At 69.5% G+C, this 13,734-nt stretch carries 14 protein-coding genes; 4 read left to right on the top strand and 10 right to left on the bottom strand.

The window, feature by feature from the left end:
* Positions 1–64: 64 nt before the first annotated feature.
* From trpC to ACWDTS_RS11865, 3 genes are all read right to left on the bottom strand, one after another.
* Positions 65–874: an indole-3-glycerol phosphate synthase TrpC gene (gene trpC, locus ACWDTS_RS11875; RefSeq protein ID WP_248676677.1), complete on the bottom strand. Its 810-nt coding sequence runs from the start codon at positions 872–874 to the stop codon at positions 65–67.
* Between the two features lie 86 nt (positions 875–960).
* Complete coding sequence (locus tag ACWDTS_RS11870) at positions 961–1,671, bottom strand: TIGR02234 family membrane protein (protein WP_450110862.1); 711 nt, start codon at positions 1,669–1,671, stop codon at positions 961–963.
* Positions 1,668–3,245: an anthranilate synthase component I gene (locus ACWDTS_RS11865; protein ID WP_197251572.1), complete on the bottom strand. Its 1,578-nt coding sequence runs from the start codon at positions 3,243–3,245 to the stop codon at positions 1,668–1,670. Before ACWDTS_RS11865 ends, ACWDTS_RS11870 begins: the two co-directional genes overlap by 4 nt.
* Before the next feature lie 56 nt (positions 3,246–3,301).
* On the opposite strand from ACWDTS_RS11865, the gene ACWDTS_RS11860 reads away from it, so the two are divergent.
* Entirely contained in the window at positions 3,302–3,757 is a 456-nt protein-coding gene (locus ACWDTS_RS11860; RefSeq protein ID WP_450110864.1) for a peroxiredoxin, read from the top strand.
* 6 nt (positions 3,758–3,763) lie between these two features.
* Here ACWDTS_RS11860 and ACWDTS_RS11855 read toward each other — a convergent pair whose 3' ends face one another.
* Together ACWDTS_RS11855 and ACWDTS_RS11850 are read right to left on the bottom strand one after the other, a co-directional pair.
* Positions 3,764–4,531 carry a dioxygenase family protein gene (locus tag ACWDTS_RS11855; protein WP_450110897.1) on the bottom strand — a complete coding sequence of 256 codons (768 nt, stop codon included), beginning with the start codon at positions 4,529–4,531 and terminating at the stop codon, positions 3,764–3,766.
* Positions 4,532–4,720: 189 nt separating this feature from the next.
* Entirely contained in the window at positions 4,721–6,388 is a 1,668-nt protein-coding gene (locus tag ACWDTS_RS11850; RefSeq protein ID WP_450118240.1) for an SLC13 family permease, read from the bottom strand.
* Between the two features lie 90 nt (positions 6,389–6,478).
* On the opposite strand from ACWDTS_RS11850, the gene ACWDTS_RS11845 reads away from it, so the two are divergent.
* Together ACWDTS_RS11845 and ACWDTS_RS11840 are read left to right on the top strand one after the other, a co-directional pair.
* Positions 6,479–7,414, top strand: a complete 936-nt coding sequence (locus ACWDTS_RS11845; RefSeq protein WP_450110867.1) for a universal stress protein — start codon at positions 6,479–6,481, stop codon at positions 7,412–7,414.
* A gap of 80 nt (positions 7,415–7,494) precedes the next feature.
* Positions 7,495–7,980 carry a MarR family winged helix-turn-helix transcriptional regulator gene (locus ACWDTS_RS11840; RefSeq protein ID WP_450110868.1) on the top strand — a complete coding sequence of 162 codons (486 nt, stop codon included), beginning with the start codon at positions 7,495–7,497 and terminating at the stop codon, positions 7,978–7,980.
* Positions 7,981–7,991: 11 nt separating this feature from the next.
* Here the strand turns inward: ACWDTS_RS11840 and ACWDTS_RS11835 are convergent, their stop codons facing one another.
* The 4 genes from ACWDTS_RS11835 to map all read right to left on the bottom strand — a co-directional run bounded on the left by ACWDTS_RS11835 (position 7,992) and on the right by map (position 11,481).
* A complete protein-coding gene (locus ACWDTS_RS11835; RefSeq protein WP_450118239.1) occupies positions 7,992–9,005 on the bottom strand; it encodes an alcohol dehydrogenase catalytic domain-containing protein in 1,014 nt (337 codons plus the stop codon).
* A 110-nt stretch (positions 9,006–9,115) separates the two neighbouring features.
* Complete coding sequence (locus tag ACWDTS_RS11830) at positions 9,116–9,892, bottom strand: SDR family oxidoreductase (protein WP_450118238.1); 777 nt, start codon at positions 9,890–9,892, stop codon at positions 9,116–9,118.
* 228 nt (positions 9,893–10,120) lie between these two features.
* On the bottom strand, positions 10,121–10,603 hold the full coding sequence (locus ACWDTS_RS11825; protein ID WP_450118237.1) for a DUF2231 domain-containing protein: 483 nt from the start codon (positions 10,601–10,603) through the stop codon (positions 10,121–10,123).
* Between the two features lie 104 nt (positions 10,604–10,707).
* Entirely contained in the window at positions 10,708–11,481 is a 774-nt protein-coding gene (gene map / locus ACWDTS_RS11820) for a type I methionyl aminopeptidase (protein WP_450118250.1), read from the bottom strand.
* Between the two features lie 98 nt (positions 11,482–11,579).
* On the opposite strand from map, the gene ACWDTS_RS11815 reads away from it, so the two are divergent.
* On the top strand, positions 11,580–11,846 hold the full coding sequence (locus ACWDTS_RS11815; RefSeq protein WP_450118236.1) for a helix-turn-helix domain-containing protein: 267 nt from the start codon (positions 11,580–11,582) through the stop codon (positions 11,844–11,846).
* A 286-nt stretch (positions 11,847–12,132) separates the two neighbouring features.
* Here ACWDTS_RS11815 and ACWDTS_RS11810 read toward each other — a convergent pair whose 3' ends face one another.
* Positions 12,133–13,548, bottom strand: a complete 1,416-nt coding sequence (locus tag ACWDTS_RS11810; protein WP_450118235.1) for a PE-PPE domain-containing protein — start codon at positions 13,546–13,548, stop codon at positions 12,133–12,135.
* Between the last annotated feature and the right edge of the window lie 186 nt (positions 13,549–13,734).

Below are 13,734 nucleotides of genomic sequence, written 5' to 3'. Positions count from 1 at the left end.
GCGGACAGCCGCGCAGTGAGGACACCGCGCGGCTGTCTGAGCGTCGTTCGGAGGGTCGGGTCGGTCAGCGTGCCGGCTTCGGGCAGGACGGATGCGTACCCACGGTGACCAGTTCGGCGACCGCCTGGCGGGGGTCGCCGCTCGTCACGAGACCCTCACCGACGAGCACGGCGTCGGCACCGGCACCGGCGTACGCCAGCAGGTCCGCCGGGCCCCGCACACCGGATTCGGCGATCTTGAGGACGTCGCTGGGCAGGCCCGGCGCGATCCGCGCGAACGTGCCCTTGTCGACCTCGAGGGTCTTGAGGTTGCGGGCGTTGATCCCGATGACGGTCGCGCCGGCCTCGAGAGCGCGGGTCGCCTCCTCCTCGGTGTGCGCCTCGACGAGCGCGGTCATGCCGAGCGATTCGACACGGTCGATGAGGGAGGTGAGCACGGGCTGTTCGAGCGCGGCGACGATCAGCAGCACGAGATCGGCGCCGTGCGCGCGGGCCTCGTGGATCTGGTACGGGCCGACGATGAAGTCCTTGCGCAGCACCGGGATCCGCACGGCGCGGCGGACCGCGTCGAGGTCGGCGAGGCTGCCGTGGAAGCGGCGTTCCTCGGTGAGCACGCTGATCACGCGTGCTCCCCCGGCCTCGTAGGCCTTGGCGAGTTCGGCCGGATCGGCGATGTCGGCGAGTGCGCCCTTCGACGGGCTGGCCCGCTTGACCTCGGCGATGACGGCGATCCCGGGCTCGCGCAGCGCAGCCTTCGCATCGATCGGCGGGGGTGCGGCGGCAGCGGCGGCCTTGACGGTGTCGAAGTCGACGACCGCCTCTCGGGCGGCGACGTCGGCGCGCACCCCTTCGAGAATCGAGTCGAGAACTGTCATGGCTCGAGTCCTTTCCGCACCCTTGTCAATCCCCCTGTGACGAAGCTCATCAGGTTCCTGAAGCCTAGTGGGCCGCTCCACAGCGGTCAGCGGCGGGTACCCGAATCGTCGCCGTCTTCGCCGTCACGAGGCGGCTTGCGGGTGGCGTCCGGGGCGGGATCGGCGTCGAGCGTCGGGTCCTCCCCCGCATCCAGGGCATCCCACAGGGCGCGTTCGGTGACCGGTTCGTCGCCCTCGCCGCGCCGCGCGGCCGCCTCGCGTCGCGCGGCGGGACCGGCGTACTTCGACGACAGGCCCGCCTGACTGCGCGGGGTCCGCCACAACACCACCCCCGCGACCAGCGCCGCGACCGCCCCTACCAGGGCAAGGACGGCCGGTCCGTAGGCGATGTCGGTGGCGGTGACCGTCGCCCGCGCGGGCAGTTCCGCGATGCGGGCCGCGTCCTCCGGGTCGGCGCCGCCGGCGAACAGTCCGACGGCCGGAACCGCCGCGGCGATCCCGACGGCCGCGACCGCGACCGCGACGATCCGCAGCGCCCAGCCGCGCACCGCGAACGACGCGGCGATCGCGGCGACGAGCACGAGCGCGAGCGGCGTCAGCGAGGCCGCCCAGGTGCCGCCGTCAAGTGTGCTGGTCCGATCCTGTCCCAGCCCGTCGGAGGAGGACACGGTCACCCACGTCATCCGGCTCGATGCCCACAGCGCGAGCGCGGCGACGCCGAGCAGCAGCGCCGCCACGACGGCGGGGCGGCGGCGCGGCGCGGCGGGTGCGGGTGCGGGTGCGACGGGGTCGGTCACTCGGGGTCACCACCGTAGGGGACGAGGGTGGCGGCGGCGGCGACCGCGGACAGCGCGGACATGGCCTTGTTGCGGGCCTCGGTGTCCTCGTAGACCGGATCGGAGTCGGCGACCACCCCGGCACCGGCCTGGACGTACGCGACGCCGTCCTTGACGAGCGCGGTGCGGATGGCGATGGCGGTGTCGGCGTCGCCGGCGAAGTCGAGGTAGCCGACGATGCCGCCGTAGATGCCGCGGCGGGTCGGTTCGAGCTCCTCGATGAGTTCCATCGCGCGGACCTTCGGCGCACCGGACAGGGTGCCCGCCGGGAAGCACGCGGTGACGGCGTCGAGGGCGTGCTTGCCGTCGGCGAGGCGGCCGGTGACGGTCGAGACCAGGTGCATCACGTGGCTGTACCGCTCGATGTGCCGGTAGTCGTGCACCTTCACGGTGCCGGGTTCGCACACGCGACCGAGGTCGTTGCGGCCGAGGTCGACGAGCATGAGGTGCTCGGCGTTCTCCTTCTCGTCGTTGATGAGGTCCTTCTCGAGCAGGACGTCCTCCTCCTCGCTGGTGCCGCGCCACCGGGTGCCCGCGATCGGGTGGGTGGTGGCGACGCCGTCGGAGACGGTGACCAGCGCCTCGGGGCTGGATCCGACGATGGAGAACGCGGTCTCCCCGTCCGGGCCCGGAATGTGCAGCAGGAACATGTACGGGCTCGGGTTCGACGCGCGCAGCATCCGGTACACGTCGATGGGCGCTGCGGGACAGTCGATTTCGAAGCGCTGCGAGAGCACCACCTGGAAGGCTTCACCGGCTTCGATGTCGCCGATGAGCTTGCGGACGTCGGCGCCGAAGCCCTCGGTGGTCCGCTGCCGCCGGTAGTCGGGGGCGGGCTTCGCGAACGTGGAGACGGTGGACGCGGCGGGGGCGGCGAGCGCGGCGGTCATCCGGTCGAGCCGGGCGACCGCGTCGTCGTAGGCCTCGTCGACTCGTTCGTCGGAGCCGTCCCAGTTGACGGCGTTGGCGATGAGCCAGATCGTGCCCTCGTGGTGGTCGACGGCGGCGAGGTCGGTCGCGAGGAGCATGACGAGTTCGGGGATCTGCAGGTCGTCCTCGGCGATCGAGGGCAGCTTCTCGAGGCGCCGGACGGTGTCGTAGCCGAGGTAGCCGACCATGCCGCCGGTCAGCGGCGGCAGGCCGTGCAGGCGCTCGGTGTGCAGGAGCTTCAGGGTTTCGCCGAGGACGTCGACGGGGTTGCCGCCCTGGGGTGCGCCGGCGGGAACGCTGCCGTACCAGGCGGCTTCACCGTCGACGACGGTGAGCGCGGCGGGGCTGCCGGCGCCGATGAACGACCAGCGCGACCAGGAGCGGCCGTTCTCCGCGGATTCGAGCAGGAAGGTTCCGGGCCGGTCGGCGGCGAGCTTCCGGTACGCCGACAGCGGCGTCTCGGCGTCGGCGAGCACCTTGCGGGTGACGGGCACGACGCGGTGCTCGGCCGCGAGTACCCGGAACTCCTCGCGGGTGGTGGTATCGGATCGACCGCGCGCGGAGGGGTCGCTGGCTGCGGGAATGGTGGTGGGCTCGCCGGACATGCGCCCATCATCCCAGGGCTGCCGCGAGGGCCGCGCGCGCGGTAGCGTCGCCGGGCATGAGACCCGGTGACATCGCCCCCGATTTCTCGCTGCGCGACCAGGACGGCAAGCTGCGCTCGCTCGGCGAGCTGCTCGCCGACGGCCCGCTGGTGCTGTTCTTCTACCCGGCCGCGTTCACGCCGGTGTGCACCGCGGAGGCCTGCCATTTCCGGGATCTGGCGGCGCAGTTCGCCGCCGTCGGCGCGACCCGCGTCGGGATCAGCGCCGATCCGGTGGACCGGCTCGCGTCGTGGGCGACGCGGCAGAGATTCGACTTCCCGCTGCTGTCGGACCCGGACGGTGTCGCCGCCGCGGCGTACGGGGTGCGGCGCGGGCTGCTCGGGAAGCTGTCCCCGGTCAAGCGGACCACGTTCGTGATCGACACCGATCGCCGCATCCTCGACGTGGTCGCGAGCGAGTTGCGCGCGTCGGTGCACGCGGACCGCGCGCTCGACGCGCTGCGCGCCCGCTGAGCGGGTTCAGTCCACCTGGATCGAGCGTTTCGCCAGGCCCATCCAGAATCCGTCGATGACCTGCCGGGCCGACTGCTCGGGGTTGCTGGACGCACCGAGCGTGACGAACAGCGGCGCGAAGTGCTCGACGGTCGGGTGCGCGTAGGGCATGCCCGGTGCCCCGGTGCGGAAGTCGAGCAGTCCCTCGATGTCGCCGGCCGCGAACCGTTCCCCGGCCCACGCGTCGAACTCGGAGGACCAGCCGGGGGCGGTCGCCTCGGGTCGCATGTCGCGCAGGAACGGCAGGCCGTGGGTGGTGAAGCCGGAGCCGACGATGAGCACGCCCTGCTCGCGCAGCGGCCGCAGGCGCTCGCCGAGGTGCAGCAGCCGCTGCGGGTCGAGGGTGGGCAGCGAGATCTGCAGCACCGGGATGTCGCCGTCGGGGTACATGACGGTCAGCGGCACATAGGCGCCGTGGTCGAGACCGCGGTCGGGCTGCTGCACGACCGGTTCGTTGTCGGGCATCAGCGCCGCGACCTGGCGGGCGAGGTCGGGTGCGCCGGGTGCGGTGTAGGTGACCTCGTAGAAGCGCTGCGGGAAGCCCCAGAAGTCGTAGACGAGCGGGGTGCCGGTGGCGGTGGCGCCGATGGTCAGCGGCGCCGATTCCCAGTGCGCGGACACCACGAGGATCGCCGTGGGTCGCGGCAGGTCCGCTGCCCACCGCTGCAGCTGGGACACCCACAGTTCGCTGTCGACGAGCGGCGGGGCGCCGTGGCTCAGGAACAGGGCGGGCATGGTGCTCATGACACTCCTAAAAGTTGAAGCTTCAACCATCATAGGGGTGCAACGAGCGGATCGCCAAGTTCATTCCCCACCGCCGCGAGCGTGCTCACACCGGAGAAGACCGAAATGACGGCGGGCGTACCGAAATATCGGTGCACCGACCGTCGTACCGGGCGCCTCCGACCGGCCGGACCGTCCGCGTCAGCCCGTGAACGTGAGCAGCGCCCAGCCCACCCCCACCGCCGACGCGGCGACCGCCAGCGTCAGCGGGATCCCGAACCGCACGAACGTCGCCGTCGAGTACCCGCCCGGGCGCAACACCATGAGGTTCGTCTGGTGGCTGTACGGGTTGAGGAAGGTGAACGAGATGCACGTGCCGATCAGCGTGAGCAGCAGCACCGGATCCAGGTCCGTGGTCGCGGCGATCTGCAGGGCGATCGGGGTCAGGATGGCCGCGGCGGCGGCGTTGGTCACCACGTTCGTCAACAACGTCGTGCCGACGACGAACACCAGCACGATCAACGCGACGTTCCCGGCCCCCAGGGTGAGAACGGCGTCGGAGATGTAGTCCCCGAGGCCGCTGCGCATGACGATCGTGCCCAGCCCCACCGATCCGGCGATGATCGCCAGGATGTTCCAGTTCAGGGCGCGCACGGCCGATCTCGGCGTCAGCACCCCGGTCAGCACCATCAGGACGGCGCCGGCGGTCGCGACGAGTTCGACCGCGAGGACGCCGGACGACGCCGCGGCGATGGTGGCGGCCAGGATGCTCACGGCGATCCACGTCTTCGCGGCCTGCGGCGCCTTGCCGGACAGCTCCCGCCACACCGCGACCAGGGAGTTGTCCGCGAGCGAGTCGGCCGATTCCGCGGTGACCAGGCACAACCCACCGGGTTGCGCGGGAGCCTCACGCAGCAGCCGATCGGTCTGCGCGGCGATCACCAGGATGTCCTCGTGCTCCTCGAGGTCGCGCACCGACCGGCCCTCGTTGGTGGCGATGGCCACGCGGAACAACCGCTGCGGAACGAGGCCGAAAACCGGGTTCGACCACAGCATCCGGACACCGGCCTCGGTCGCCCGGTACACCAGGACGTCGCCCGGCTCGAGCGTGCTGTCGATGGCCACGGGGTCGCCCCAGCGGCGGATCTCCACGAGTTCGTACTCCGCCGTGGAACGGACGTCGAGCCGGGATGCGGTGCGGCCGACGGCAAGCGCCCGCGCCGAGATCGGGATCTCGGCCTGCCACGACAGGTCGCGTTCCCCCTCGGCGACCCGTCCACCGAGCAGCAAGGGTGCGGTGACCGTCAGCACCAGCCAGCCGACGACGGCCACGGGCACCGCGATGGGCACGAACGAGAACATCGACACCCGCACCCCGGCCGGCTCGGCGAGCCCGGCGATGAGCAGATTCGAACTGGTTCCGATCAGCGTCGCCGACCCCGCCAGGGTCGTCGCGTGCGCCACCGGCAGCAGGATTCCGCGCGCCGGGATCCGGGACCGCTGCTCGAGTTCCTTCGTGGCCGGGATGAGCATCGCCACGATCGGGGTCGTGTTGATCAGCGCCGAGACGAACCCGACCGACGGAATCAACCGGCGCAGCACCTGACCCGAGGTGCGAACCCCGGACAGCAGCAGATGGGTGACGCGGGAAACCGCCCCGGTCCGCAGGACGCCTTTCGCGATGACGAGCATCGCCGCGATCGTGATGACGCCGCTGTTGCTCAACCCCGCGAACAGTTCGGCCGGAGTGGCAATCCCGGCCAGGCCCGCGACGACCAGTGCCGTGGCCAATGCCAGCACTGCAGGGGCCTTCCCGATCGTCATCACGACGAGGGTCGTCACCACAATGAACGCCGCGAGAAGAGCCATGCGAGAGATAGTCTCAACTCGTGTCGCGGCAGGCTCGATCGCCACGCAAGTTCGCACGACAGCTGACCATCGGCCGAAGGCGAGGAAGGCATGACATTCGTGAACACCGGAACACACATCGCGGTCGGCATCGACGGATCCGACACCTCGCTCGGCGCCGCGAAGTGGGCCGCAGCGGTCGCCGGGAAGCTGGGCCGGTCACTGCAACTGGTGCATTCGACATCGCACCCCACGCGCCTGCTCGGCATCGGCGATCCGACCCTGTCCCAGCAGCTGGCGGACAGCCTGACCGAGGACGGCACCCGCATCCTCTCCGAGACGGTCGCCGCCGTCCGGGAGCACGCACCCGAGGCCCAGCTGACGACGCTGCTCGACGAGGAGGCCCCCGCGACGACCCTGCTCACGGCCGCGAAGGACGCGTCGCTCATCGTCGTCGGCGCGACCGGTCGCGGGTCGGTCGAGCGGTGGCTGCTCGGCTCCACCGCGTCCCGGGTGGCCGGCCGCGCGCCGTGCCCGGTCGTGGTGTGGCGCGGCGACCCGGCCGATCCGGGACCGGACACCCGCCCGATCGTCGTCGGCGTGGACGGCACGTCGACATCCGCGAACGCGACCGAAACCGCATTCGGCTTCGCCGAGCTGACGGGCGCACCCGTCACCGCGGTCCGCACCTGGACCGGCGAATTCGCCGCCGACACCGTGATCACCGACTCGATGCCGATCGTGGGTCCGGCGACGCTCCTCGTCGACTGGGACGCCGTGGCAGGCGAGCAGGCGTCGAAGTTGCGCGAGATTCTCGCCCCTTACCGGCAGCGCTTCCCCGACGTGGCGGTCGAGGAGGTATCGACGCGCGGATCCGCGCCACGCGAGCTGCTGCGGGTCCTGGACGACGCCCAGCTCGTGGTCGTCGGCAGCCGCGGCCGGGGCCGCATCGCCGGTGCCCTGCTCGGTTCGACGAGTCAGAATCTTCTTCACCGCGCGGAGCGGCCCGTGATGATCTGCCGCGCGGACGACACCGATCCGAAGTGATCGGAGCGGCCCGCCGCGCGCGAGCACCCGTCTCTTTGGCAGGCTGGACGGGTAGTGACGACGGAAGCGAGGACACATTCATGGGCAGCGACAGTCCCCGCTGGCTCGACCCGAACGAGCAGGCCGCCTGGCGATTGCTGGTGTCGGTGATCACCCGGTTGCCCGCCGCCCTGGACACCCAGACCCAGCGCGACTCCGATCTGACGCACTTCGAGTACTTCACCCTCGCGCTGCTGTCGGAGGCACCGGACCGGCGCGCCCAGTTGTCCGTCCTCGCGGAATCGGTGAATGCGTCGCTGTCGCGGCTGTCCCACGTGGTCACCCGCCTCGCCAAGCGCAGCTGGGTGTACCGCGAGCCGATTCCGGGCAGCCGCGGCTCGTACGCGGTACTGACCGACAGCGGCTACGAGAAGGTCGTCGAGGCGGCGCCGTCCCACGTCGAGACGGTGCGCCGGCTGGTGTTCGACGGGCTGGACGACGATCAGCTGCGCGCCCTCACCGAACTCGGCAAGGTGCTCGTCGCACAGCTGGACAAGGGGCTCGCCGAGGGGACCGGCAGGGCTTAGGGCAGTTGTGCTCACATGGTGAGCACCATGCGATAGCGCGCGCGTCCCTCCTCGGCGACGGCGTACGCCTGCGCGGCCTCGGACAGGGGACATTCCTCGATGCGAGCGCGCACTCCGGTCTGTACCGCGAATCGCATCGTCTCCTCGACATCGCGTGCCGTCCCGGACGGGTGACCGGTCACACTCAGCCCGGGCATGATCAGCTGCAGAGGATTGATCGGCAGCGGATCGACCGTCGCGCCGACGACGACGAGTTCGCCCTGCGGCTGCAACCCACCGACCGTCGCGGCCATCGCCGCGGAGTTCGCCGCGGTGGCCAGCACCACCGACACGCCACCGAGTGCCTGCAACGCCTCCGCCACGTCGCCCGCCGAGGAGTCCACGTAGCGATGGGCCCCCAGCTCCAGGGCGTCGTCCCGTTTGCCGGCGCCACGCGCGATGGCAACGGTCTCGAATCCCATCGCGCGGGCGAACTGCGCTCCCAGGTGACCGAGACCGCCGAGTCCCAGGACCGCGACCCGGTCGCCGGGTAGTGCCCGGGTCTTGCGCAGCGCGTTGTAGGTGGTGACGCCGGCGCAACCCATGGGGGCGGCCTCCGAGAACGACAGTTCGTCCGGAATCCGGGCGAGCGCAGTGACGGGCACCGTCACCGACTCGGCGTAACCGCCCGGATAGTGCCAACTCGGCACCTGCAGCTTTTCGCAGTGGATGAATATTCCTCGGCGGCAGGGAACGCACTCGTTGCAGTGGCCGCCGAACCATCCCACCGCGACCCGGTCGCCGATGTCGAAACCGGTGACCCCGGCGCCGAGTTCGGCGATGGTTCCGGCGATTTCGTGGCCGGGCGTCAGCGGCCAGGTCGTACCGGGAAATCCGCCGTTCACGAAGCCGTGGTCGGTGCCGCAGATTCCGCAGGCGGACACCGCAATTCGGACATGTCCGGGATCGGGGGAGGTGGTTTCGGTGTCGACGAGGGTCAGTGCTCCCCCGGCCGACTCGACGTGAACTGCTCGATGTGTGGGCATCTGCATCCTCGCTGTCCGGTGTGGGATCGGGAGCTGGGTCCACCTACCAGTCAAAGGGTTCGACCGGGCACTTGACAAGGGCCTGCTACCGACACCGGGAGCGGAACGAATCAGCGGGTACCGCTCATGCCCCCGTCCACCGGGATCACCGTGCCGGTGAGGTAGGCGCCGGCCCGCGACGACAGGAAGATCGCGGTGCCCGCGATGTCTTCGGGGCTACCGATGCGCCCGAGCGGGACATTGCCCTCGACCGCGGATTTCAGCGCGGGGTCGTCCAGTATGAACGCCATCATCTTCGTCGGGAAGGGTCCCGGCGCCACGGCGTTCACGGTGATGTGCTCGCGTGCGAGAGTGGCGGCGAGCTTGCGGGTGAGCATGTGCACCGCGGCCTTGGATGCCCCGTACGAGAAGTTCTCGGTTCCCGAGACCACGATCCCGTCGATCGATCCGATGTTGATCACTCGCGCCGGGTCGTCCGGGGTCGCCGCGGCCCGCAACTGCGGCAGCAGCGCCTGCGTCAGCGCGAACACCGAGGTGACGTTGAGGCCCAGGACCTTGTCGAACCCGGAGAGGGGGAACTCGTCGACGGGCGCACCCCAGGTGGCCCCGGCGTTGTTGACCAGCACGTCCACCCGGTCGAAGGTCCGGGTCACGAATGCGGCGAGATCGGCCACCCCCTCCGGGGTGCTCAGGTCCGCCGGGTGCGCGACCACGTCACCGAACGCGGACAGTTCCGCGGCGGCCGACTCGCACGCATCGGCCTTGCGGGACGAGATGATGACCCGCGCACCGGCTTCGGCGAAGCCCTTCGCGATCATCAACCCGATGCCGCGGGTGCCGCCGGTCACGACCACGGTCTTGCCCTCGACGTCGAACAGGCCGCTCATCGGGTGGCCTCGAACGATGCGCGGCCGATCCGTAGGCGGGCGGCCGAGACGATGAATGCTTCCCCCATCGGGACTCCTTGTCGTGCGTGCGCGGCGCGGGATGCGGCCCGTGCGACGAGACGATACGGGACCGATTCGTGGCCGGTGGGCAGGGAATGGGATACGTGGTGCGTCCGGTGCCGAACACCGCGGAGGCCGGGCGACCCTTCTTCCGAGACCGGGCTCGGCTCATCCGGACGTCACGGGGACCCGCCCCTCCCACACCGCCCGGGAACCGGACTCCCCCACCCGATACACCTGAACAACCGCGCCGACGGCGATGATCACGGCGACGACCGCGACGATCACGGTCACGATCCTCACCCGGGCGGCGGGGATGCGTTCACGGGCGATGAGCACATGGACGGCAGCGACCAGCAGGGCCGCCACGAACAGGGCGATCACGACCCAGGGCATGGTTTCGCCGAGGTCGGCGTGGGTCTCGATCCGCGGGCTCTCCCCGAGCTGCTGCTCGAGCCATTCCCCCGCGTCGGTGGTTACGGGGGTCAGCACGAGCAGCACGACGGCCAGCACGAGCGTGGGCCACACCAGCCGGACACGCGCGACCGGCCAGAGCGCCGAGAGAACGACCCCGAGTGCGACGAGCGGCACGAGGACCACGATCGCGTGAACGAGCAGGACATGGGCCGGAAGTCCGCCGATCAGGGTCATGGCACTCCGCTCGGGACGAGGCCGGCGCACCCGGCTCCAGCCGTGCGAACGAATCTAGTCGACGGTCGGCGTTCACCCCACCGGATCCGCGCATCGCACTCGGTTCAGAGACCCGCGGGAAGCGTGAGGATCTGCGCGTCACCGTCGGTGATGGCGATGGTGTGTTCGCTGTGCGCGGTGCGTGATCCGTCCGCGGAACGGATGGTCCATCCGTCCGGGTCGTAGACGATCCGGTCGGTGCCCTGCGCGAACCACGGTTCGAGTGCCAGGGTCAGGCCGGGCTGCAGTTTCAGGCCGCGGCCGGGACGTCCCGTGTTGGATACGTGCGGATCCTCGTGCATCGTACGACCGAGGCCGTGGCCGCCGAACTCGGTGTTGACGAGATAGCCGTACTCGGCTGCCACTGCGCCGATCGCCGCCGAGATGTCGCCCAGTTTGTTGCCGGGTCGGGCCGCGGCGATTCCGGCTTCGAGGGCCCGTTCGGTGGCTTCGACGAGCCGCTGATCCTCGGGTCGCGGCGTGCCGACGATGACGGTGCGCGCGGAGTCGGCGACCCATCCGTCGATCGAGACCGCGATGTCCATGGTGAGCACGTCACCGTCGCGTAGCAGATAGTCGTGTGGAAGTCCGTGCAGGACAGCGTCGTTGACGGACAGGCAGATGACGTTCCGGAACGGGCCGCTTCCGAAGGAGGGGGCGTAGTCCCAGTAGCAGGACTTCGCGCCACGCTCCTCGATGAGGTGCCGCGCGCGATGTTCCAGATCGAGCAGGTTCACCCCGGGCTTCGCTATTCCCGCCAGATCCGCGAGCAGATCGGCGATGAACGCCCCGGTGACGCGCATGGCCGCGATCTCTTGTGTCGTCTTCAGTTCCAGCAACGATCCGCACTCCTGCATCGGTCGAAGAATCGGTATTAAAATACCACCGTAAGCGGATCGCATCGGTATTTTCATACCGGTTCGGGTAGGGTGGCCCCATGGTCCGCCTCCCCTTGACCCCGGAACAGCTCGCCACCGGCAAACGCCTCGGCGAACACCTGCGCCGCGCGCGCGGCGGGCGCACGCTGGCCGACGTCGCGAACGCCGCGGGCATCTCGCCCGAAACCCTGCGCAAGATCGAAACCGGGCGACTGGCGACACCGGCGTTCACCACGGTCGCCGCACTGGCTACCGAACTGTCGGTCTCACTCGACGACCTCGCCCGCCTCTGCCTGCCGCCGGCGGATCTCGAACAAACCGGCTAGAGGAATCGCCCTGGCGAGCGCTCCCCCGCTCCACCCGCTACCGGCTCCTGCGCGCATAGTCCCGGTCCATCGAACACGCCGTCGACATCGAGACGATCCGGGACGACGTACACAGTGAACTCCCGCAGGTCCGTGAGGTGGTGGCGCAGGGGAGCACAGAGACGATTCGAGGACAGCGGAGCTGGCGCGGGCGTCTACGACGCCATGAACCTCAACTCGACGCTATTGCAGCACCGAAGAATCCGACCGACGCAGCACGTGCCGATGCCCAACCATCGATGAACGGTCAGTTCGGATACGGGCCGACAGGAGCCAGGAAGTTAGTGACACCCTTCCCGACTGCGTTCACGATATCTGCGGCCACAGTCGCCGGCTCCGGAGGGAACAACCGCACCGGACTGGGAGGTTGATCCACCATCGGTTGGCTGGCGTCCGCGACCGCCGCCGCCGGGATACTCGGCAACGGCGGCGCGGCGAAATGAGCCAGGGCGTTGTCGACGCCCTCGCCGACCGCCTCCACAAGATCAGCAGTCACCTTCACCGGATCCAACGGAGGGAACAGCCGCGCCGGAGTGGGTTGCCAGGGCGGGATGCTGCGGTCGTAGCCCGATTCCACGACCACCCGGAAAGTGGGTTCCACCACGTCGATCGCAGATTCAGGAACACCGAGAGTGCGCAGCGGACCGAACAACGGCAGATCTTCGGTCGGGAAGAAGTAGTAGCTGGTGTCACCGTGGGTGCCCTGGAATGCCGACGACGCCGCCGGGTCAGCCAGGCTGACGTCGAACGGATACGAATGCACGTAGAAGAAGCCCAGAGCCGCGTTCAAATCGGCGATGAGGTTGAGCGGATACAACGGGAAATCGGCGAAGGGATCGTACTGCCGAGTGATCACCACTGTGTCGAACTGGGTGTCGGCTGGCTCAGGGCCGTTGAACGACCAATCGAGGATCGGAATGTAAAGGCCGGGGAATCGAGCGAAGAAGCCGCCGTTCGGAAGGTTGAAGTCACCACCGAGTACAAAGTCGATATCGGGGGCTGGGGTTCCTGCCGGGTATTGCTCGGCGAGCTTGCGCTTCTCCAGATTCGCGAGGATCGCACTCTGTGAGTAACCGTAGATCACCAGATGGTCGTTGCCGTGCTCGGCCATCGCCCTCTCCAGATCGTCCAGCCCCGCCTCCAGCGACTGATTCAGGGTGCGATCGAAGAGTCCGGTGAGTTTCCACCACGGCTCGTCCGGCCAGCCTGGGCCATCGAGCCCCCAGATTTCCGGCGGCCCGAGCACGAGTTCGAGGATGCGCAAGAGCCCACCGAGGGGCCAGCCCTCCTCCGGTGTCGTCACCGCAACGGGCGTGATCGTCTGCCCCGGATGAGTCGGCACGATGAACTGATTCATCACGGTCTCGACCCAGTAGTCGTCGGGCGTTGGGACAGTGGACGTGCCCAAGATCAGCGCGGTCGAAGCCGCCGGCTTCACGGGCGGCACCGGCGGCGACACCGTAGCCGCGACGCCCACCGCCATGACACCGATCACCGCCGACACGGCGACGCCGATGGATGCTGTCGTGCGGATAGCGACGTGGCCTGGAGGCTTCGACGGGACTCCCACCAACCCTGTGCGGCGCCGCCGGATGGTCGATGCGGCCTTCACGAGGACCGACGTCTCGGAGCGTTGTGGGTGTCCCATGGCGACGCCTTTCATCAGCCTTCCCCAAGATGATGGACCGGGGATCGAATGATGGACCGGGGATCAAACGGCTTGGGCTGAACTTCGTCGACGGTGGTCTGAACGTTCGTAGTCGCTCCTGTGAGCACCTCGCGTCTATTTCAGCGCCCGGAGGGGTAGGTCCCTCGGGCAGGCTCCCGTCGAGAGGATCTGCGATGGCAA

Source organism: Rhodococcus sp. NPDC003383 (assembly GCF_053589115.1).
Note: the sequence above shows the minus strand (reverse complement) of the source record. Positions and strands in the feature narration are given on the sequence as shown.